This is a genomic window from Nocardioides sp. URHA0032, assembly GCF_000620645.1.
Lineage (GTDB): Bacteria > Actinomycetota > Actinomycetes > Propionibacteriales > Nocardioidaceae > Nocardioides.
This window is the reverse complement of sequence record NZ_JIAV01000020.1, coordinates 16,788-35,766: the sequence shown is the minus strand read 5'-3', so window position 1 is coordinate 35,766 and position 18,979 is coordinate 16,788. Positions and strand designations below refer to the sequence as shown.

At 72.4% G+C, this 18,979-nt stretch carries 17 protein-coding genes; 6 read left to right on the top strand and 11 right to left on the bottom strand.

Annotation, left to right across the window (positions count from 1 at the left end):
• Window positions 1–59: 59 nt before the first annotated feature.
• Complete coding sequence (locus N538_RS0110555; protein ID WP_028637283.1) at window positions 60–1,274, bottom strand: HNH endonuclease signature motif containing protein; 1,215 nt, start codon at window positions 1,272–1,274, stop codon at window positions 60–62.
• A 448-nt stretch (window positions 1,275–1,722) separates the two neighbouring features.
• Here N538_RS0110555 and N538_RS24840 point away from each other — a divergent pair, with 448 nt between their 5' ends.
• Together N538_RS24840 and N538_RS24835 are read left to right on the top strand one after the other, a co-directional pair.
• Window positions 1,723–3,054, top strand: coding sequence for an FAD-dependent monooxygenase (locus tag N538_RS24840; RefSeq protein ID WP_081790420.1), 1,332 nt, complete (start codon window positions 1,723–1,725; stop codon window positions 3,052–3,054).
• 31 nt (window positions 3,055–3,085) lie between these two features.
• On the top strand, window positions 3,086–4,345 hold the full coding sequence (locus N538_RS24835) for a GNAT family N-acetyltransferase (protein ID WP_051549162.1): 1,260 nt from the start codon (window positions 3,086–3,088) through the stop codon (window positions 4,343–4,345).
• A 15-nt stretch (window positions 4,346–4,360) separates the two neighbouring features.
• Here the strand turns inward: N538_RS24835 and N538_RS24830 are convergent, their stop codons facing one another.
• From N538_RS24830 to aceB, 4 genes are read right to left on the bottom strand one after another with little or no spacing between them, the layout of a single operon-like run.
• Window positions 4,361–5,596 (bottom strand): (Fe-S)-binding protein, encoded by a 1,236-nt coding sequence (locus N538_RS24830; RefSeq protein ID WP_051549161.1) that lies wholly within the window; start codon window positions 5,594–5,596, stop codon window positions 4,361–4,363.
• 1 nt (window position 5,597) lies between these two features.
• Entirely contained in the window at window positions 5,598–6,671 is a 1,074-nt protein-coding gene (locus N538_RS0110535; RefSeq protein WP_231496195.1) for an FAD-binding oxidoreductase, read from the bottom strand.
• Between the two features lie 11 nt (window positions 6,672–6,682).
• A complete protein-coding gene (locus N538_RS0110530; RefSeq protein ID WP_028637281.1) occupies window positions 6,683–8,146 on the bottom strand; it encodes an FAD-linked oxidase C-terminal domain-containing protein in 1,464 nt (487 codons plus the stop codon).
• Window positions 8,143–9,741 carry a malate synthase A gene (gene aceB, locus N538_RS0110525; protein ID WP_036570142.1) on the bottom strand — a complete coding sequence of 533 codons (1,599 nt, stop codon included), beginning with the start codon at window positions 9,739–9,741 and terminating at the stop codon, window positions 8,143–8,145. The genes N538_RS0110530 and aceB overlap by 4 nt, the downstream gene beginning before the upstream one ends.
• Window positions 9,742–9,830: 89 nt before the next feature.
• Between aceB and N538_RS0110520 the strand changes: the two genes are divergently transcribed.
• From N538_RS0110520 to N538_RS0110510, 3 genes are read left to right on the top strand one after another with little or no spacing between them, the layout of a single operon-like run.
• A complete protein-coding gene (locus tag N538_RS0110520) occupies window positions 9,831–10,298 on the top strand; it encodes a nitroreductase family deazaflavin-dependent oxidoreductase (protein ID WP_028637279.1) in 468 nt (155 codons plus the stop codon).
• 9 nt (window positions 10,299–10,307) lie between these two features.
• Window positions 10,308–11,249, top strand: coding sequence for a phosphodiesterase (locus N538_RS0110515; protein WP_155992051.1), 942 nt, complete (start codon window positions 10,308–10,310; stop codon window positions 11,247–11,249).
• Between the two features lie 7 nt (window positions 11,250–11,256).
• Window positions 11,257–11,982, top strand: a complete 726-nt coding sequence (locus N538_RS0110510; RefSeq protein WP_028637277.1) for a ZIP family metal transporter — start codon at window positions 11,257–11,259, stop codon at window positions 11,980–11,982.
• Here N538_RS0110510 and N538_RS0110505 read toward each other — a convergent pair.
• Window positions 11,966–12,640 carry an acyltransferase gene (locus N538_RS0110505; RefSeq protein WP_036570140.1) on the bottom strand — a complete coding sequence of 225 codons (675 nt, stop codon included), beginning with the start codon at window positions 12,638–12,640 and terminating at the stop codon, window positions 11,966–11,968. The two genes, N538_RS0110510 and N538_RS0110505, sit on opposite strands and share 17 nt — an antisense overlap.
• 42 nt (window positions 12,641–12,682) lie before the next feature.
• Between N538_RS0110505 and N538_RS0110500 the strand changes: the two genes are divergently transcribed.
• On the top strand, window positions 12,683–13,033 hold the full coding sequence (locus N538_RS0110500) for an MmcQ/YjbR family DNA-binding protein (protein WP_028637275.1): 351 nt from the start codon (window positions 12,683–12,685) through the stop codon (window positions 13,031–13,033).
• 75 nt (window positions 13,034–13,108) lie between these two features.
• On the opposite strand, the gene N538_RS24825 is transcribed toward N538_RS0110500, so the two are convergent.
• Genes N538_RS24825 through N538_RS0110470 form a run of 5 tightly spaced genes read right to left on the bottom strand, consistent with a single transcriptional unit; the run spans window position 13,109 to window position 18,975 of the window.
• The gene (locus N538_RS24825) at window positions 13,109–13,561 is read right to left on the bottom strand and encodes an acyl-CoA thioesterase (RefSeq protein WP_051549220.1); all 453 of its coding nucleotides are present in this window, start codon (window positions 13,559–13,561) and stop codon (window positions 13,109–13,111) included.
• Window positions 13,561–15,939, bottom strand: a complete 2,379-nt coding sequence (locus tag N538_RS0110485) for a bifunctional salicylyl-CoA 5-hydroxylase/oxidoreductase (protein WP_028637274.1) — start codon at window positions 15,937–15,939, stop codon at window positions 13,561–13,563. Before N538_RS0110485 ends, N538_RS24825 begins: the two co-directional genes overlap by 1 nt.
• Window positions 15,936–17,555: an AMP-binding protein gene (locus N538_RS0110480; protein WP_028637273.1), complete on the bottom strand. Its 1,620-nt coding sequence runs from the start codon at window positions 17,553–17,555 to the stop codon at window positions 15,936–15,938. The genes N538_RS0110485 and N538_RS0110480 overlap by 4 nt, the downstream gene beginning before the upstream one ends.
• Window positions 17,555–18,493, bottom strand: a complete 939-nt coding sequence (locus tag N538_RS0110475; protein ID WP_028637272.1) for an acyl-CoA thioesterase — start codon at window positions 18,491–18,493, stop codon at window positions 17,555–17,557. The genes N538_RS0110480 and N538_RS0110475 overlap by 1 nt, the downstream gene beginning before the upstream one ends.
• Window positions 18,490–18,975: a cupin domain-containing protein gene (locus N538_RS0110470; protein ID WP_028637271.1), complete on the bottom strand. Its 486-nt coding sequence runs from the start codon at window positions 18,973–18,975 to the stop codon at window positions 18,490–18,492. Before N538_RS0110470 ends, N538_RS0110475 begins: the two co-directional genes overlap by 4 nt.
• Window positions 18,976–18,979 lie beyond the last annotated feature (4 nt).

The following is an 18,979-nucleotide window of genomic DNA, read 5'->3' as shown; positions in this document are numbered from 1 at the left end:
TGCACGCATGCCCACCTCCCCGCCGCTGTCGATCGTGGCGACCCGTCGCTCGGGCCGGCTCAGTTGAGCGCGGTCGTGCCGTCGTGGGTGACGTGGTATTGCCGGTGGTGGGGTCCGGTCCAGAAATAGCTGCCGTCGGGGTCGCGTCGGTAGCGCCATCGTCGTCGGGTCTTGGCGCGGTGGTGGCGTCGGCACAGCGGGGCGAGGTTCGAGGGGGAGGTCGGGCCGCCGTCTCGGTAGGCGATGACGTGGTCGAGGTCGCAGGACCGGGCGTCGGTCTGGCAGTGCGGGAACACGCAGTGCTGGTCGCGGAGGATGACGAGCTCCCGCATCCACGGCGGCGGGTCGTGCCGGTCGACGGAATCGGACCGGTCCATCCGCAGGACGGGCAGCACGGTCACCTGGGCGTGGCCGACCCAGTCCTTGATCCGGCCCATCGTCAGCGGGCCGAGGCGCTCGACCGATCCGGTGCCGATCGTCTGGTCGTCGAGGTCGGCGAGGTCGGCGTGCACGTAGAGCCTGATCCGGGGCGGCGTCCCACCGCCGAGCTTGCGGGCCAGGACACCGAACGCGATCGCGCGGCGTACCTCGATCGGGTCCGCACCGGGGGTCACCTCGGCGTTGATCTGGTCGTAGAAGTGGGTCAGGTCATTGGTATCGCCCGTGATGACCATCGTCGAGGTGCCGGCCCAGCGGCCCGAGCCGGTCATCGGGCCGTGGAAGAGCTCGACGTTCCAGCTCGACCTGTCCAGGCCCTCCTGCTCGGTCTGGGCCTCGACATCGATGGCGTCGGCGATTGCCTGATCAATGGTCCGGATCCCGCACTTGTCGGCCCTCGGGGCGAGAGCGGCGTCGACGACCGCGGCCTGCTCGACGGTCAGCTGCGACGTGGCCTGGGCGATCCGCCGAGCCCGCCACCCAGGCACCTCGAGCGCCTCGACCCGCGCCCAGGTGCACGGGAGCCGGTGGGCGAGGTCGAGGGCGTCGGAGATCAGCTGCAACCCGGCGTGTGCGGTCATGCCCAACGCCGCGGCAAGCGGCTCGGCAGTCCACTCCTCGACCGCAGGCGTCCCGTCGCCGCCCACGGTCTCCACGTGCCCCTTCGCGACGTCCTCGGGATCGGCGGGCATCCGCGCCCACTGCAGGGCGAGCCGCAGCTTCTTGCGGTCCACGCGTCGGGACTCGACCTCGGTGTCCTCGCACAGCGCCAACAGCCAGTCCGCGTCGAGGTCCTCGACCACGAGCGGCTGGTGGGTGCTGTCGATCTCGATCACAGCTCCACTCAAGCATCGACCACCGACACTGAGAGGCTCAGAACCCTTGTTTTGACCGGGATGTGAGACACGTTGTCGAATCTTTTTCCGACTATTTTCGGAGCAGTTCCGGATGCTCCTCCAGCACGAAAGGACGCCGGCCGGAAAGCCGGGATGCGGCCGCAACCAGCCGCCCGCCGCGCCCGCCTCGCTGCCTGTCGGTCGCAACCCGACACGAACCCGCAACCCACCGACAGCCGCTCCGGATGGACCCACAGACAACGGTGGCCACGACGGTCGACCCGAGCGGACGGCGAGCCGGACGGCGGGCCGCCACCACCTACCGCAACCACGGCGGACGGTGACCACCTTGTCCGTTCTTGTCGATCGCAACCCCGACGGACCGTGAGCCGCCGGCGATCTGACGCGCGGGCGCCCACAACAGGCCGGCAGGTCTACGCTGCCCCCCATGTACGACGGCCCGCCCGTGGTGGTCGTCGGGAACGGTCCGGTGGGGCAGACCACGGCACTGCTGCTGGCCCGGTGGGAGATCCCGACCGTGGTCCTCGACGCCCACGAGCGTCGCGAGGCGGTCGGGTCGCGCTCGATCTGCCAGCAGCGCGAGACCCTGGACATCTGGGACACCGTCGGGGCGGGCAGGGCGATCGCGGACGAGGGCGTGACCTGGCGGGTGGCGCGGACGTACTACCGCGAGCACGAGCTGTTCCAAGTCGCCTTCGCCGACAGCGGCGACAGCCCCTTCCCACCCTGGGTGAACATCGGGCAGGCGCGGGTCGAGCAGGTCCTCGACGAGCGGATCGCAGACGCTCCGCTGGTCGACGTCCGCTGGGGCACGACCGTCACCGGCATCAGCCAGGACGACCGCGCCGTCCGGGTCGAGACGACGCGCGGGACGATCGAGACGCCGTACGTCGTGGGGTGCGCCGGCGCGCGCGGCGAGGTCGTCCGAGCGGCGATCGGCGCGGGCTTCGAGGGGCGCACCTTCGAGGACCGGTTCCTGATCTGCGACATCCGCTGCGACCTGCCCGAGAGGGAACTCGAGCGACGCTTCTACTTCGACCCGGAGTGGAACCCGGGCCGCCAGGTGCTGATGCACCCGTGCCCGGACTCGACCTACCGCATCGACTGGCAGGTCGACCCCGGCTTCGACCTCGAGCGGGAGCGCGCGAACGGCGATCTCGACAGGCGGATCCGCAGGATCGTGGGGTCCGTCGACCACGAGGTCCTCTGGTGCACGGTCTACCGGTTCCACTCGCGGCTCGCGACCACGATGGGCAGCGGCCGGGTGCTGCTCGCGGGCGACTGCGCCCACCTGATGGCGCCGTTCGGCGCGCGCGGCCTCAACTCCGGCGTCGCCGATGCCGAGAACGCCGCCTGGCGGATCGCGTACGCGCTGCACGGCTGGGCGTCTCCCCGCACCGTGGACGGCTACGCCGCCGAGCGGCGGGCCGCCGCGGAGAACAACCTCGCGATCACGACCAGCACCATGGACTTCCTCGTCCCGCAGTCCGAGGCCGGGCGGGCGCACCGCCGCGACGTCCTCGAGCGCGCGGTCACCGATGCAGCCGCCCGCGCCGAGATCGACTCCGGGAAGCTGTACGCGCCGTTCCGCTACGGCGCCGACCGCCACCCCGCCGTCGGCGCCCTGCACCCCGACCACCGCCTGCGCGCCGCGGCCCGGCGGGCCCGCGGCGAGTTCCTCACCCACGCGACCGGTGGCGGCACGTGGGTCGTGCGGCCCGACGGCCACGTCGCGGCCGTCTCGGCGGAATGGAGTTGAGCCCGGACGCGTCCGACGGTTGGCTGTCCCCATGAGCGACATCCGGGTGGACGTGGCCGCCGACGCCGAGCGGTTCCTCGCGAGCGACCTCCTCGTCTGGTCGCAGGAGGCGCTCGCGGCGCCGGTCGAGGTCCAGCTGACCGGCCTGCCGGCCGACCAGCGGTTCGCGGCCGAGGTCGAGGGGGCCGACAGCTCGACGTACCCCGGCATCTACGGCGTCTACCCGCTCGACCTCGCCGTGCCCGGCGCCGACGGCGACCCGAGGCTGGTGCCGTGCGCCGGGCTGACCTGGGTCGGCGTGCACCCCGACCACCGGCGCAGGGGGGTGCTGACCGCGATGCTCCGGCACCACTTCGAGCAGGTGCGGGACACGCCGGGCACCCACCTGTCCGCGCTGCACGCGAGCGAGCCCGCGATCTACGGGCGGTACGGCTACGGCCTCGCCTCCCTCGAGCTGCCGGTCACGCTGTCGCGCGGCGCGACCCTCACCGCTCCGGGTCTGGACGAGGCCGCCGGCGCCGTCACGACCCAGCTGGCGTCCATGTCCGACGCCGGCACCCCGCAGCGGATGCACGACTGCCACCGCGCCGCGGTCGACACCGGCTCCGTCGTGGGCGCGCTCGGGTACTACCAGCGGATGTGCCAGCAGTTCCCGGAGTGGCTGCGCGACAAGGAGCCGTGGCGGGTGCTCTTCGCCCGCCGGGACGGCCACGACGTGGGCTTCGCGATGTTCCGGCGCGAGCCGAAGTGGGACGACGCCCGCCCGGCCGGCCGCGTCGTTGCGCTCCTGGTCGTCGGCGATCCGCCGACCCGGCTCGCCCTGGTCCGCCGGCTGGTCGACTTCGACCTGATGGGCAGCGTCCAGCTGCGGACCGCCGGCGTCGAGGATCCCGTGCTCGCCTGGACGGGCGGGCCGCGGTCGGTCTCGAAGGTCGAGACCTACGACAGCCTCTGGGTGCGGCTCGTGGACCTGCCCGAAGCGCTCGCGGCGCGCACCTGGAGCGCCCCGTGCGATGTCGTCGTCGAGGTCACCGACGACCACGCCCCGTGGAACGCGGGCACCTGGCGGATCCACGCCGACGAGTCCGGTACGGCGGCCGCGGAGCGGACCGACGCGGACGCCGACCTGAGGATGTCGGTCGACGCGCTCGGCGCGGCGTACCTCGGCGGCGGCAACCTGGTCGGCCTGGTTCGCGCCGGACTGGTCGCCGAGGCCCGGCCCGGGGCGGCCCGCGAGCTCGGGCGGGCGCTGCGCACCGACGTGCCGCCGGCCGCGTCGATGATGTTCTAGGCCCCCGTCCGGCGCTTACAGGGGCCGGCCGCGGATGGACGCGTCGAGGACCTCGACGGTGTGCGCGAGCTTCATCGGGTGTCCCGAGCGCTCGATCGCGGCGGCCACCTGCATCAGGCAGCCGGGGTTCGCGGTCACCAGCACGTCGGCGCCGGTGGCCACGATGTTCGCGGCCTTGCGGTCGCCGAGCTCGCGCGCGGGCTCGGGGTTGAGCACGTTGTAGATGCCGGCCGAGCCGCAGCACAGCTCCGCCTCGGCGACCTCGCGCAGGTCGAGGCCGGGGATGGCCTCGAGCAGCCGGCGCGGCGGCACCCGCACGCCCTGGGCGTGCCCGAGGTGGCAGGCGTCGTGGTAGGCGACGGTCACGTCCAGGGGGTGGCGGACGGCGACCGGGCCGAGCTCGTCGAGGACCTCACTGATGTCGCGCACCTTGTCCTGGAAGTCGCGCGCCTCCTCGCCGAGGAGCGCGACGTATTCCTTCATCGACGAGCCGCAGCCGGCAGCGTTCACCACGACCCGCTCGACCCCGGCGGCCTCGAAGACACCGACCAGCTTCCGCGCGTAGGCCTTCGCCTCCTCGGACCGGCCGTTGTGCACCGACAGCGCACCGCAGCAGCCCTGGTCGGGCGGAACGACGACCTCGCACCCCTCGGCCTGCAGCACGCGCGCCGTCGCGGCGTTCACCGCCGGGAAGAACGCGCCCTGCACGCAGCCGGTCAACAGCCCCACCACCATCCGGCGCGGACCGTTCGCCGGCAGCCGCTCGGGCAGCCGCTCCGGCCTGGAGAGCCGCGGCGCCAGGCGCTCCATCGCCGCGAGCGACGGAGCGAGCCGGTCGAGCAGGCCGGTACGACGGAGAGCCCGGTCGAGCCCGGTCCGCTGCACGCCGCGCAGGGGGCCGCGCAGCAGGCGCAGCCGCCTCGGGTGCGGGAAGACCGCGAAGATCAGGCCGCGCAGGGCGCGGTCCGACGCCGACCGCCGGTGCACGCGCTCGACCTCGGCCCGGGTCTCCTCGATGAGGCGGTCGTACTGCACGCCCGACGGGCACGCGGTCACGCACGCCATGCAGCCCAGGCAGGCGTCCCAGTGGCCGACCATCGCGTCGGTGATCACCTCGCCCTCGGTGGCCTGCAGCATCAGCTGGATCCGGCCGCGCGGGCTGTCCATCTCCTCGCCCCACAGCACGTAGGTCGGGCAGGTCGGCAGGCAGAAGCCGCAGTGCACGCAGTCGTCGAGCAGCTCCGGGTCCACGTCAGATCCCTCCCACGAAGCGACCGGGCGCGAGCCGGTGGTCCGGGTCGAACTGGTCCTTCACGCGCCGCATCAGCTCCAGCGCCGGCACCGGTCCCCACACGTCCACCGACGCCTTCACCTCGTCCGGGGCGTCGACGACGACGACGCTGCCGTGGTGCGCCGCGGCCACCTCGCGCAGCCGCGGCAGGGCATCGGGTACGGCGAGCGCGGCGTACACCACCCCGGCGCCGGCCGACCCGCGCACCCGGGCGCCGGCCTCGGCCAGGGCGGCCAGGACGTCGCGCAGCCCGGACAGCACGAAGGTGACCTTGAGCCCGGTCTCCCCGGGCTGCCACGGGTAGGTGCCCCAGCCCTCCGGGGCGGTGTCCGACACCGACCCGCCGATCAGGCCCCGGATCGTCCCGACCCTGGCGTCGACCCCGTCCGGCCGGCCGCCGACCATGACCGACAGCGTGGTGCCGTCGACCTCGACGGCCCACGGCACCGCCTGCGAGTGCACGACGGCGTGGACCAGGTCGTGCACGTCGTCCGCCGCGACGCTCACCCACCGGCGCACCTCCGGCTCGGGGTGCAGCCGGAACACCGCCTCGGTGACGATCGCCAGGGTGCCGTACGAGCCCACGACGAGCTTGCCGAGGTCGTAGCCGGCGACGTTCTTGACCACCCGACCGCCGGCCTTGGCGACCACCCCGTCCGCGCGGACGACCGTGACGCCGATCAGCAGATCGCGCGCCGTACCCGCGACGAGCCGTTGCGGCCCGGACGCGTTGGTCGCGAGGGTCCCCCCGATGCTCGCGCCGGGGACGGTCTCGTCTAGCGCGAGCCGCTGGCCCTCCGTGCCGACCCGGGCCTGCACCTCGGCGAGCCGGGCGCCGGCCTGGACCTCAACGATCAGGTCACCGGCCTGGTGGTCGAGCACGCGGTCCATGCCGCTGAGGTCGACGACGAGGTCAACCGAGACCGGCAGACCCCAGCCCTGCTTGGTGCCTCGCCCCTGCGCCACCACGGCGAGACCCCGGGCGGCCGCGTCGCGCAGCACGTCCGCCACCTCGGCGGTGGACGTCGGACGCACGACCGCACCCATCAGAAGACCTCCGCCAACCCGGCCTCTTGGGCGGGGTGTGCGCCCTTGTGCCTGCCGGGCACCTCACCGCACAGCCGGGGCGTCGGGAACACCTTGCCGGGGTTGGAGATCCCGTCGGGGTCGAAGGCGCAGCGGACCAGCTGCATCGTGTCGAGGTCCTCCTCGGTGTACATCCGCGGCAGGTACCGAGCCTTGTCCACGCCGACGCCGTGCTCGCCGGTGATCGAGCCGCCGTGCCGGATGCACAGGTCGAGGATCGCGCCGCTGACCTCCTCGGCCGCCTCCGCCTCGCCGGCCTTCGACTCGTCGAAGAGCACCAGCGGGTGCAGGTTGCCGTCGCCGGCGTGGAAGACGTTCGCGACCCGGACGCCGCGCTGCGCCGACAGCTCACCCATCGCACGCAGCACCTCCGGCAGTGCGGTCCGCGGGATCACGCCGTCCTGCACGATGTAGTCGGGGCTGATCCGGCCGACGGCGGCGAACGCCGACTTCCGGCCCTTCCAGATCAGCGCCCGGTCGAACGGATCGGTGGCCAGCCGCTGCTCGAACGCTCCGTTGACCTCGCAGAGCCGCTCGACCTCGTCGTACTCCGCCGCGACCTCCGCCGCCGGGCCGTCCAGCTCGATCACCAGGACGGCGCCCGCCCCTGCGGGGTAGTTGCAGTGGACGGCCTCCTCGGCGGCCTCGATCGCGAGCGCGTCCATCATCTCGATCGCGGCGGGCACGATGCCGGCCGCGATGATCGCGGAGACCGCGGCGCCGGCAGCGTCGGTGGAGTGGAACCCGACGAGGATCGTGCGGACCTCCTCCGGCAGCCGCACCAGCCGGACCGTCACCGAGGTGACGATGCCGAGCGTGCCCTCGGAGCCGACGACCGCCCCCAGCAGGTCGTAGCCGGGTGCGTCGGGCGCCATCGCGCCGAGCGGCACGACCTCGCCGCCGGCCGTCACGAAGTCCGCGCCGACCACGTGGTTGGTCGTGAAGCCGTACTTGAGGCAGTGCGCGCCGCCGGAGTTCTCCGCGACGTTGCCGCCGATCGAGCAGATCTGCTGGCTGCTCGGGTCGGGCGCGTAGTAGTAGCCGTGCGGTGTGGCGGCCCGGGTGACGTCGAGGTTGACGACACCCGGTTGCACGACGGCGCGCTGGTCCTCGGGACGTACGTCGGTGATCGCACGCATCCGCGACGTCACGACCAGCACACCCTCGGCGTGCGGGAGCGCGCCACCCGAGAGGCCGGTGCCCGACCCCCGCGCGACGAACGGCACGCCGTGCTCGGCGCAGGCCCGCACGACACCGGCCAGCTGGTCCGCGTCCTCCGGGATCACCACGAGCGCCGGCACGACCCGGTAGTGCGTGAGGCCGTCGCACTCGTAGGTGCGCAGCCGGGCGCGGTCGTCGATCACCGCGTCCGGGGCGAGCAGCTCCCGGGCGCGGGTCGCGACGGCCCGGACGCCCGGGGTCACGGCATCTGCTCGTAGGCGGCGAGGGTGAGGAAGTCGGCGTACTCCTCGGAGAGCGCGAGCTCGGCGTACAGCGCACGGGCGTCGTCCCACCGGCGACCCGGTGCGGACGCCCGGCCGACGGCCTCGTCGCGCGCCTTCTGCAGCTCCTCCTCGATCATCGTCTCGACCAGCTCGCGGGTGACCTTCTCCCCGCCTGCGAGCACCTCGCCGTTGTGCAGCCACTGCCAGACCTGGCTCCGGGAGATCTCGGCGGTCGCGGCATCCTCCATCAGGTTGAAGATGCCGACGGCACCGGACCCGCGCAGCCACGACTCGAGGTAGCGGATCCCCACGGCGACGTTGTTGCGCAGCCCGTTCTCGGTGGCGTCGCCCGGTGTGGACCGGACGTCCAGCAGGTCGTCGGCGGTGACGGCGACCTCCTCGCGCAGCCGGTCGCGCTGGTTCGGCTTGTCGCCGAGGACCTTGTCGAAGGCCTCCCGGCAGGCCGCCACCATGCCGGGGTGCGCGACCCAGGAGCCGTCGAAGCCGTCGTTCGCCTCCCGGGTCTTGTCCTCGGTGAGCTTCTGGAACGCGAAGGCGTTCTGCTCCTCGTCCTTGCTGGGGATGAACGCCGCCATCCCGCCGATCGCGTGCGCGCCCCGCTTGTGGCAGGTGCGCACCAGCAGCTCGGTGTAGGCGCGCATGAATGGCACCGTCATCGTCACCGAGTTGCGGTCCGGCAGCACCCAGTCGTCGCCCCGGGTGCGGAAGCACTTGATGACGCTGAACATGTAGTCCCAGCGACCGGCGTTCAGGCCGGCCGAGTGGTCGCGCAGCTCGTAGAGGATCTCCTCCATCTCGAACGCCGCCGGGTACGTCTCGATCAGCACCGTCGCGCGGATCGTGCCGCGCGGCATGCCGACGAAGTCCTGGGCGAGGTCGAACGCGTCGTTCCAGAGCCGGGCCTCGAGGTGCGACTCCATCTTCGGCAGGTAGTAGTAGGGGCCCTGCCCCCGGTCCAGCTGGAGCTGCCCGCTGGTCGCCAGGTAGAGCGCGAAGTCGACGAGGCTGCCCGACGTCCGCTCACCGTCGACCTCGATGTGCTTCTCCGGCAGGTGCCAGCCACGCGGGCGTACGACGATGGTCGCCAGCTCGCCGTCGTCCAGCCGGTACTCCTTACCCTCCGGGCTGGTGAAGTCGATCTGCCCGGTGATCGCGTCGCGCAGGTTCAGCTGTCCGCCCACGACGTTCTCCCACAGCGGCGTGTTGGCGTCCTCCTGGTCCGCGAGCCAGACCTTCGCGCCGGAGTTGAGCGCGTTGATCGTCATCTTCCGGTCGGTCGGCCCCGTGATCTCGACCCGGCGGTCGACGAGGCCGGGCGCCGCGTCGGCGACCCGCCAGGAGTCGTCCTCCCGGATCGCGCGGGTCTCCTCGAGGAACGCGAGCCCGCCGCCCTCGGCGATCGTCCGGACCCGCCGGGCACGCCTGGCGAGCAGCTCGCGTCGCCGGCCGTCCAGCTCCCGGTGCAGGAGAGCCACCAGCTCGAGGGCCCGGTCGGTGAGGATCTCGTCGTACCGGGCGTGCATCGGCCCGGTGATCTCGACTCCGTCTGGCATGTGTGTGTCCACCTCCGTTGCTGAGCCTTCCAGAGACGGTGACCCGCGTCACCTGCGTGGAAACCCGGCGCTGCGGACAGACTGCGGCGATGGGCCTGATGACACCTCTCGCGATCCGGATCGGGGCGATCCCGTGGATGCCGAAGCTGCTCCCCCAGATCGTGTGGTGCGACCGGTTGCTCCAGAAGGTGACCCGCGGGCGGGTGAGCATCCTGGACATCGCCGGCCTGCCGAACCTGGTGCTCACCGTCGTCGGCCGCAGGAGCGGCATCCCGCGCAGCACTCCCCTGCTGTGCATCCCCCACGGCGAGCGCTGGCTGGTCGCCGGCTCGTACTTCGGTGGACCGGACATGCCGGTCTGGGTGCACAACATCCGCGCGTCCGGCGAGGGCACGATCACCTGGAAGCGGGAGCGGATCGCCGTCGACGCGAAGGAGATGGAGGGCGACGAGCGGGCGGACCGCTGGCAGGTGATGCTGCGGACCTGGCCGAACTTCGCGAAGTACGAGGAGCGGACGGACCGGCTGATCCCGGTCTTCGAGCTGACCCGTCGCTAGCCTGAGCCCGTGCAGCGGCAACAGCTGGGCCAGTACCCCGACCCTCGTCACGTCGTCGCGCACCTGAGCGACCCGCACCTGCTCGCCGGCGGGCGGAAGCAGTACGGCGTCATCGACACCGAGGCCGGCCTCGAGCTCGCCCTCGCGCGCCTGTCCCGGCTGGAGCCGGTCCCGCAGGCGCTGGTGTTCACCGGCGACCTGGCCGACAGGGCCGAGCCGGCGGCGTACCAGCGACTGCGCGAGATCGTCGAGCCGGTGGCGGCGGCGATGGGCGCCGAGGTCGTCTGGGTGATGGGCAACCACGACGAGCGGTCGGCGTACGCGCGCGGGCTGTTCGACACCGACGACGACCGGCCCCAGGACCGGGTCCACGACGTCGCGGGGCTGCGGATCGTCTCCCTCGACACCAGCGTGCCCGGCTACCACCACGGCGAGCTCGGCGACGCCCAGCTCGAGTGGCTGGCCGGCGTGCTGGGCACGCCCGCGCCGCACGGCACACTGCTCGCGCTGCACCACCCGCCGGTCCCGATCCCGATGATGCGCGCGGCGGAGGTCATCGAGCTCTACGGCCAGGACCGGCTCGCGGACGTGCTGGCCGGGACCGACGTGCGCTGCATCCTCGGCGGGCACCTCCACTACTCGACGTACTCGACGTTCGCGGGCATCCCGGTCTCGGTCGCGTCGGCGACCTGCTACACCTCCGACCCCGCCCCGCTGGAGCGGTTCGTCTCCGGCGTCGACGGCCACCAGGCGATGACGATGGTGCACCTGTACGACGACCGGGTCGTGCACACGATCGTGCCGGTCGAGGAGGCACTGGAGGTGAGCGGTTTCCCGTCCGACGTCCGCGCCCAGGTGGAGGCGCTCACCCCGGAGGAGCGGCGCGAGCTGCTCTCGCGCAAGGACTCGCCGATCTACACCGGCGGGATCCCGGTCCCGGGACGTGTATGAGCACGCCATGACCGAGGCACTCTTCTGGGGACTGTTCTCCTCCGCCGCACTCTTCCTCGGCCAGTGGCTGGCGAAGCCGTTGGGCAGGTCGGAGCGCGCGATCGGCCTGATGATGGGCTTCGGTGGCGGCACCCTGCTCGCCGCCGTCGCCTACGAGCTCATCCCGGCCGGGAACATCACCGACGGCTGGCAGATCATCGCCTGGGCACTGGTCGGCGCGCTCGTCTACTACGTCGGTGACCGGGTCATCGACAGCAGCGGCGGCGAGGCACGGCTCGCGGTCGCGTCCGGGCGTGCCCAGGGCGGCTCCGGGATGGCGATGTTCCTGGGCGCGCTGCTCGACGGCATCCCGGAGGCGTTCATCCTCGGCCTCGGGCTCGCCCTGGGCGGCCAGATCAGCCTCGCCTTCCTGGCCGCGATCTTCGTGTCCAACGTGCCCCAGGGCCTGGCCGGCACCACGTCCCTCCAGGAGGCCGGTACGCCGGACCGCCGGATCGCGGTCATGTGGGGCCTGCTCACGGTCGCCTGCGGCCTCGCGTCGGGGCTCGGCTACCTGATGGCCGACCACCTGAGCGACCTCGGCACCTACGCGAGCGCCTTCGCCGGCGGTGCGGTGCTGATGATGCTCGCGGACTCGATGGTCCCCGAGTCCTACCGGCACGGCGGCCGGCTCACCGGTCTCCTGACCGTGATCGGCTTCCTGGCCGCCGGCATCCTCACCGTGCTGCAGTGACGCCCTCCCCGAACGGCCCGATGACGACGGGCCGGACGTCGCCGCGCGCGCCGACCCAGCCGACCCCGGGCTCGTAGCGGCGCAGCACCTTCGCGGGCGCCCCGCCGATGACGCTGTGGTCGGGCACCACGCCGCGCACCACGGAGCCGGCGGCGACGACGACGTTGCGGCCGATCCGGGCGCCGGGCAGCACGATCGAGCCGTGGCCGAGCCACGACCCGGAGCCGATGACGACCGGATCGTGGCCGCCGAACTGCACGCCGATCGGCCGCTCCGGGTCCTGGTACCCGTGCCCGGAGTCGGACACGAAGACGTCCTGGCCGAACCACACGTCGTCGCCGATCGCGATCGAGGTGTGGGCCACGACCGTGACCCGCGCGCCGAGGACGCAGCGATCACCGACCACGAGCCCGCGCTCGGGGAGGTTCGGGTCGTCCGGCCCGTAGCCGACGGCGAGCGTGGCCTGCCGGCCGACGATGGTGCCCGTCCCGAGGTGGATCGACCGGGTGCCCATCAGCGTCGCCGCGGGGAAGCCGATCGTCGTGTCCGCCCCGAAGCTGCCGAACTGCGCGGCCGCGCGTGTGCCGGCCGTGATCTCGCCGGCCTTGTCCAACCAGCGCCAGCCGGCCAGCACCCCGGCGTTCAGGACCCGTCTCATGCCCACGGCCGGACACTAGCGGTCCCCTGCGATGATCGCGCCATGCCGTGCGCGATCCCTGACTTCGTCGAGCTGGTCGGCCAGCTGCCCGAGGTCACGCGGCACGACCGGGACAGGTGGAGCCGGTTCGAGGCCTCTGGCCGCGCGTTCGGCTACCTGTGGCCCCGCACCAGCACGGTCGGGCTCAAGCAGGAGCTCGCCGAGCAGCTCGCGCTGGTCGCCGAGCGGCCCGACGTGTTCGAGGTGCAGTTCACCTCGGGACCGTTCGGCTGGGTCGTGGTCCACCTCGAGCGGATCGACCGAGACGAGCTCGCCGAGCTGACCTTCGAGGCGTGGCGGCTCACCGCCCCGGTCGCCCTGGTGGACGCCCGGGGCGACGAGCTCCCGGTCTGAGTCAGCCGATCAGGACCGGATCCGAGGCGCGGGTGACGCTGGTGTAGCCGGGCCGCACGCCCTCGCCGTGCGAGTTCACTCCCGAGCCGCGCCGTACGCCGCCGGACGGCGCCACCGCTCGCTCCACTCCCGGGGCCACGGCACGCTGCGCGTCCCCGTCGAGTGGTCGCCCTCGACGTGGACCGTCACGTAGCTGCCCGCCGCGGCCCGGCTCCGCGGAGCGCCGAGGTGCTGCTCGCCCCACACCTCGAAGCGGAAGGTGAGGGAGCTCGAACCGACCCGGTGGACCACCAGGTCCACCGTGACCTCCTGGCCGAAGAACAGCGGCGCCTCGAAGTCCACCTCGAGCCGGACGCGGGGTGCCACCGGGAAGTAGCCCTCGATGCCCAGCTCGCGCATCAGCTCGGCCTCGGCGGCCTCCACGAACCGGAGCACGCTGCTGTTGTGGTAGATCCCGGCCGCGTCGGTGTCGATCCACTCGACGCGGGTCCGCAGCGTGATCGAGGCCCCCTCGTGCTGCTCGGCCATCAGGACACGGCCACCTGGTCCCGCGCCGGCCGCCACCGCACGTGGATCGGGCCCTCCGCCTCGTCGCGGAGCATCGACAGCCGCGGTGGGACCTTGTCGGTCCGGGACGTCGGCGGCCGCCGACGGCCCGCCTCCCAGGGCAGCGGCCAGTCCGCACCCGGTCCCCGGTAGTCCTGCTCGGCCGCCGCGTGCAGCGTCCACTGCGGGTCGTACAGGTGCGTGCGCGCCAGGGCGCAGAGGTCGGCGCGGCCCGCGAGCAGGATGGAGTTCACGTCGTCGTAGGACGAGATGGCCCCGACCGCGATCACCGCGACGCCGGCCGATCCGGCGACCTGGTGCCGGATCCGGTCCGCGAACGGGGTCTGGTAAGAGCGGCCGAAGGCGGGCTTCTCGTCCTGCGAGACCTGCCCCGAGGAGACGTCGATGGCGGCGGCCCCGTGGGCGATGAACGCCCGCGCGATCTCGACGGCATCGTCCTCGGTGTTGCCGTCCGGCATCCAGTCGGTGGCGGAGATCCGGACGGTGACCGGGACCTCGGCCGGCACGACGGCGCGGACCGCGTCGAAGACCCGCAGCGGGAAGCGCAGCCGGTTCTCCAGCGAGCCGCCGTACTGGTCGGTGCGGTGGTTGGAGACGGGCGAGAGGAACGACGAGAGTAGGTAGCCGTGCGCAGCGTGCACCTCGACGAGGTCGAAGCCGGCCTCGACGCCGCGGCGTGCCGCCTGGGCGAACTGCTCGACGATGAGCTCGAGGTCCTCCTCGGTGGCCTCCCTCGGCACGTGGCAGCCGGCGCCGTACGGGACGGGTGAGGGGCCGACGACCTCCCAGTTGTCCGCGGCGAGCGGCTCGTCCATGCCCTCCCACATCAGCTTCGTCGACCCCTTGCGGCCCGAGTGCCCGAGCTGCAGGCCGATCCGGGCGGTGCTCTCGCGGTGCACGAAGTCGACGACCCGCTGCCAGGCGTCGCGCTGCTCGTCGGTCCAGAGGCCGGGGCAGCCCGGCGTGATCCGCGCCTCCGGGGACACGCAGGTCATCTCGGTCATCACCAGGCCGGCCCCGCCCAGGGCCTTCGAACCGAGGTGGACCAGGTGGAAGTCGGTCGGGACGCCCTCCTCGGCGACGTACATGTCCATCGAGGACACGATGATCCGGTTCTTCAGCCGCAGGTTGCCGATCGTGGTCGGCTGGAACATGGCCGGCGCGACCTCGTCGGCTCCCTGGTGGCGCGCGAACTCGGCCTCCATCCGGGCCGCGAACTCAGGGTCGCGCTCCTTGAGGTTCTCGAAGGTGATGCGGCGCGAGCGCGTGATCAGGTTGAACACGAACTGCGCCGGGTCCTGCCCGGCGTACATCCCGATGTTCTCGAACCACTCCAGCGACGCCTGGGCGGCACGCTGCGTCGACTCGACCACCGGCTTGCGCTCCGCCTGGTACGCCGCGAGCGCGGCCTCGACGGTCGGCTGCTCGTGCAGGCAGGCCGCCAGCGCGAGCGCGTCCTCCATCGCGAGCTTGGTGCCGGACCCGATCGAGAAGTGCGCGGTGTGGGCCGCGTCGCCGAGCAGCACGACGTTGCCGTCGTACCACCGCTCGTTGCGCACCGTGTGGAAGCTCAGCCACTTGGAGTTGTTGGTGAGGATCCGGTGGCCCTGCAGCTCGTCGGCGAAGATCTCCGCGATCCGCTCCACGGCGTACTCGTCGGACGCCCCCGGCGGGAGGACGGTGTCCTCGGTGCGGTCGAGCCCGGCGCGTCTCCAGACGTCCTCGTGCATCTCGACGATGAACGTCGAGCCCTGGTCGGAGTAGGGGTACCCGTGGATCTGCATGGTGCCCCACTCCGTCTGCTTGACGAAGAACTGGAACGCCTCGAAGACCAGGTCGGTGCCGAACCAGATGTACTTGTTCCGGCGCCGGTCGAGGCTCGGTCCGAAGACGTCGGCGTACCTGGTCCGGATCATCGAGTTGAGACCGTCGGAGGCGACCACGAGGTCGTGGTCGGCGCGCAGCCGGTCGGGGTCGGGAGCCTCGGTGCGGTAGTGGACCGTGACGCCGAGGGCCGCGACGCGCTCCTGCAGGATGCGCAGCAGGTCCTTGCGGCCCATCGCGGCGAACCCCTGCCCGCCCACGGTGAAGGCGTGCCCGTCGACATCGACGTCGATGTCGGTCCAGCGCGCGAAACGGCTGGCCATCTGGTCGTGGATCACGGTGTCCGCGGTCGCGACCGCACCGAGGGTCTCGTCGGAGAAGACGACGCCGAACCCGAAGGTGTCGTCGGGTGCGTTGCGCTCCCACACGGTGATCTCGTGCCGCGGGTCGAGCTGCTTCATGAGCGCGGCGAGGTAGAGCCCGCCGGGGCCGCCGCCGGCGATCGCGATCCTCATCGGGCCGCCTCCAGTTCCTCACGCAGCCGGAAGTGCTGCAGCTTGCCGCTCGCGTTGCGTGGGAGTGCCTCGACGAAGCGCACGTCGCGGGGGTACTTGTACGGCGCGATCTGGCTCTTCACGAAGTCCTGGATCCGCTTGGCCTCCGCCTCGTCCCCGACGACGCCGTCCCTGAGGACGACGAACGCGCACACGATCGCTCCACGCTCGGCGTCGGGCTCGGCGACCACGGCGCACTCGACCACGTCCGGGTGGTCGTCGATGGCGGCCTCGACCTCGGGCCCGCCGATGTTGTAGCCCGACGAGACGATCATGTTGTCCGTCCGGGCGCAGTAGTGGAAGTAGCCGTCCGCGTCGACCTTGAACGTGTCACCGGTGACGTTCCAGCCGTTGACGACGTAGCCACGCTGGCGGTCGTCGTCGAGGTAGCGGCACCCCACCGGGCCGATCACGGCGAGGCGTCCCTCCTCGTCTATCCCCACGGGCTCCCCGTCGTCGCCGAGGACGGTCGCGCGGTAGCCCGGCAGCGGCTTCCCCGTCGCGCCGGGCCGGATCGGGTGGCCGACGTTGGAGATGAAGATGTGCAGCATCTCGGTAGCACCGATGCCGTCGACGATCTCCAGCCCGATCGTGTCCCGGATCTGCTCCCACACCCCGAGCGAGATGTGCTCGCCCGCGCTCACGGCGGCGCGCAGGTGCTGCAGCCGGTCGATCCGCCCGGACCTCAGGATCTGCTTGTACGCCGTGGGCGCGGTGGCCAGCACGGTCACGTCGTGCTCGGCGACCAGGTCGGCGAGCTGGACCGGCGTCGCCTGCTCGGTGAGCAGGGCGCAGGCGCCGGCGCGGAGCGCGAAGACCACCAGCATCCCCAGCCCGAAGGTGAAGGCGAGCGGCGCCGTGCAGGCGACCACGTCGCCCGGTCCGAGCTGAAGGGTGCGGCCGAACGTGTCGTCGATGGCCAGCACGTCGCGGTGGAAGTGCATGGTGATCTTCGGGACGCCGGTGCTGCCGGACGTCGGTCCGAGCAGGGCGACGTCGTCGGCCGCGGTGTCCACCGGTGTCAGCTCCCCGGACTTGGCCGCGGCCCGCCGGACCAGGTCGTCGGCACCGTCGCCGCCGTAGGTCACGACGACCAGGTCGCCCCCGAGGGCGAGCACGTCGTCGGCGAAGCGGTGGTCGACCAGTGCGATGACGGGCCGGGTCCTCGCCACGATCGGCTCGATCTCGCGGGTCCGCAGCGCGGCCATCGTGGTGACGACCACACCGCCGGCCTTGAGCACGCCCAGCCAGGCGGCGACCGTCCACGGGTTGTTGGGCGAGCGGAGCAGCACGCGGTTGCCCGGCACCAGCCCGAGGTCCTCGGTCAGGACCTGCGCGACCTGGTCGGAGCGACGGCGCAGCTCGCCGTACGTCCACACCGAGCCGTCGGGGGTGCGGAGCGCGGGTGCGTCGTCGCCGACGCGGAGCGCGGGCACGTCGACGAGCTCGACCCCCGCGTTGAGCCGGTCGGGGTACTGCAGGGCGTCCGTGGTGAACTCGAGCGTCGGCCACAGGGCCGGCTCCGGCAGGTGGTCGCGCGTGAAGGTGTCGATGTGGGCGCTGGGTGCGAGGTCCATCAGTGTGCTCCCCGGTCGGGGCGGATCATGCCCTCCTGGAGGACGGTGGCGACGTGCCTGCCGTCCGGGGTGAAGAAGCGGCCGCGTCCGAGCCCACGGCCCGACCCTGCCGACTCCGCCTCCTGCGTGTAGAGCAGCCAGCCGTCCAGCGCCCTCCCCGGCGCGCGGTGGAACCACATCGCGTGGTCGAGGCTGGCGGTCACCAGCCCGTGCTGTGCCCACGGCAGGTCGAGCACCCGCAGCACCGGCTCGAGGATCGTGTAGTCGCAGACGTAGGCGAGCGCCGCGAGGTCGCGCTGCTCGTCGGCCAGTCCGGCGACCGGGCGGAGCGGGTCGAACGGCTTGACCCACAGCGCCTGGTGCGGGACCCGCTCGCCCTCGACACGGACGTAGACCGGTCCCGGGACGTGCCGCATGTCGAAGCTGCGCCCACCGCTCCAGTAGGCCTTCGACTCCTCGGTCATCATCGTCTCCCCACCGGGGGGCACCGGCTCGAGGTAGGACGCCGAGCTCGGCAGCGACTCCGGGTCCGGTACGTCGAGGGGCGCGTCGGGGGCGAACTCGTCGGCGTCCGGATCGCCGGCCGCGAACCCGCCCAGGCACACGTAGACGGGCTTGCCGTTCTGGTAGCCCCGCACCTGCCGGGTCGAGTAGCCCCGGCCGTCGCGCAGCAGCTCCACCTCGTAGCGGGCCTCGGCGCCGATGTCCAGGGGGCGCAGGAAGTAGCTGTGCATCGAGTGCAGCGTCTTGCCGTCGGTGACCGTGCGCATCGCGGCGGCGGCGGCCTGGGCGACCATGTCACCGCCGTACGCCTTGGGCCACGGGCACGGCTGGGTGGTGGCGGTGAAGGCCACGTCGAAGTGCTCCGGCTCGACCTCGGTGAGGGCGAGTGCGTCGGTGACGACGGCCGACGTGCCGTGGACAGGGGCCGTGGTCACGGGCGGTCCGTCCAGTCCCGCAGCTGCTCGTCCGCGACCTGGGGCAGGTTGACCACGATGTTCTCGGGCGTGCGCGTGGTCATCCAGGTGAGCGGGTTGTTCCGGTCCAGGTTGCACTCGACGTGCGGCATGAACGGCGGCACGAAGACCCAGTCCCCTTCGGCCATGTCGAGGTAGTCCTCGAACTTCTCCCCGAAGTAGATCCGGGCCCGGCCGGAGAGCACGTAGCCGCCGGTCTCCGCCTCGCCGTGGTGGTGCGGCACCGACCGGTAGCCGCCCTCGTTGCGGACCTTGCCGAACCACAGCCTGGTGGCCGGGGTGTGCTGGATGCTCACCCCGGAGACCCGCGAGGCGCCGTCGGACTGGCCGGTGTCGCCGACCTCGAGGCCGGCCCGGGTGACGACGGGCACGACGAGGCCCGAGGGCCCGGCGTACGTGGCGTTGTCGCCCTCGAGCTCGTACTTGCTCAGATCTGGCTCCATGGAT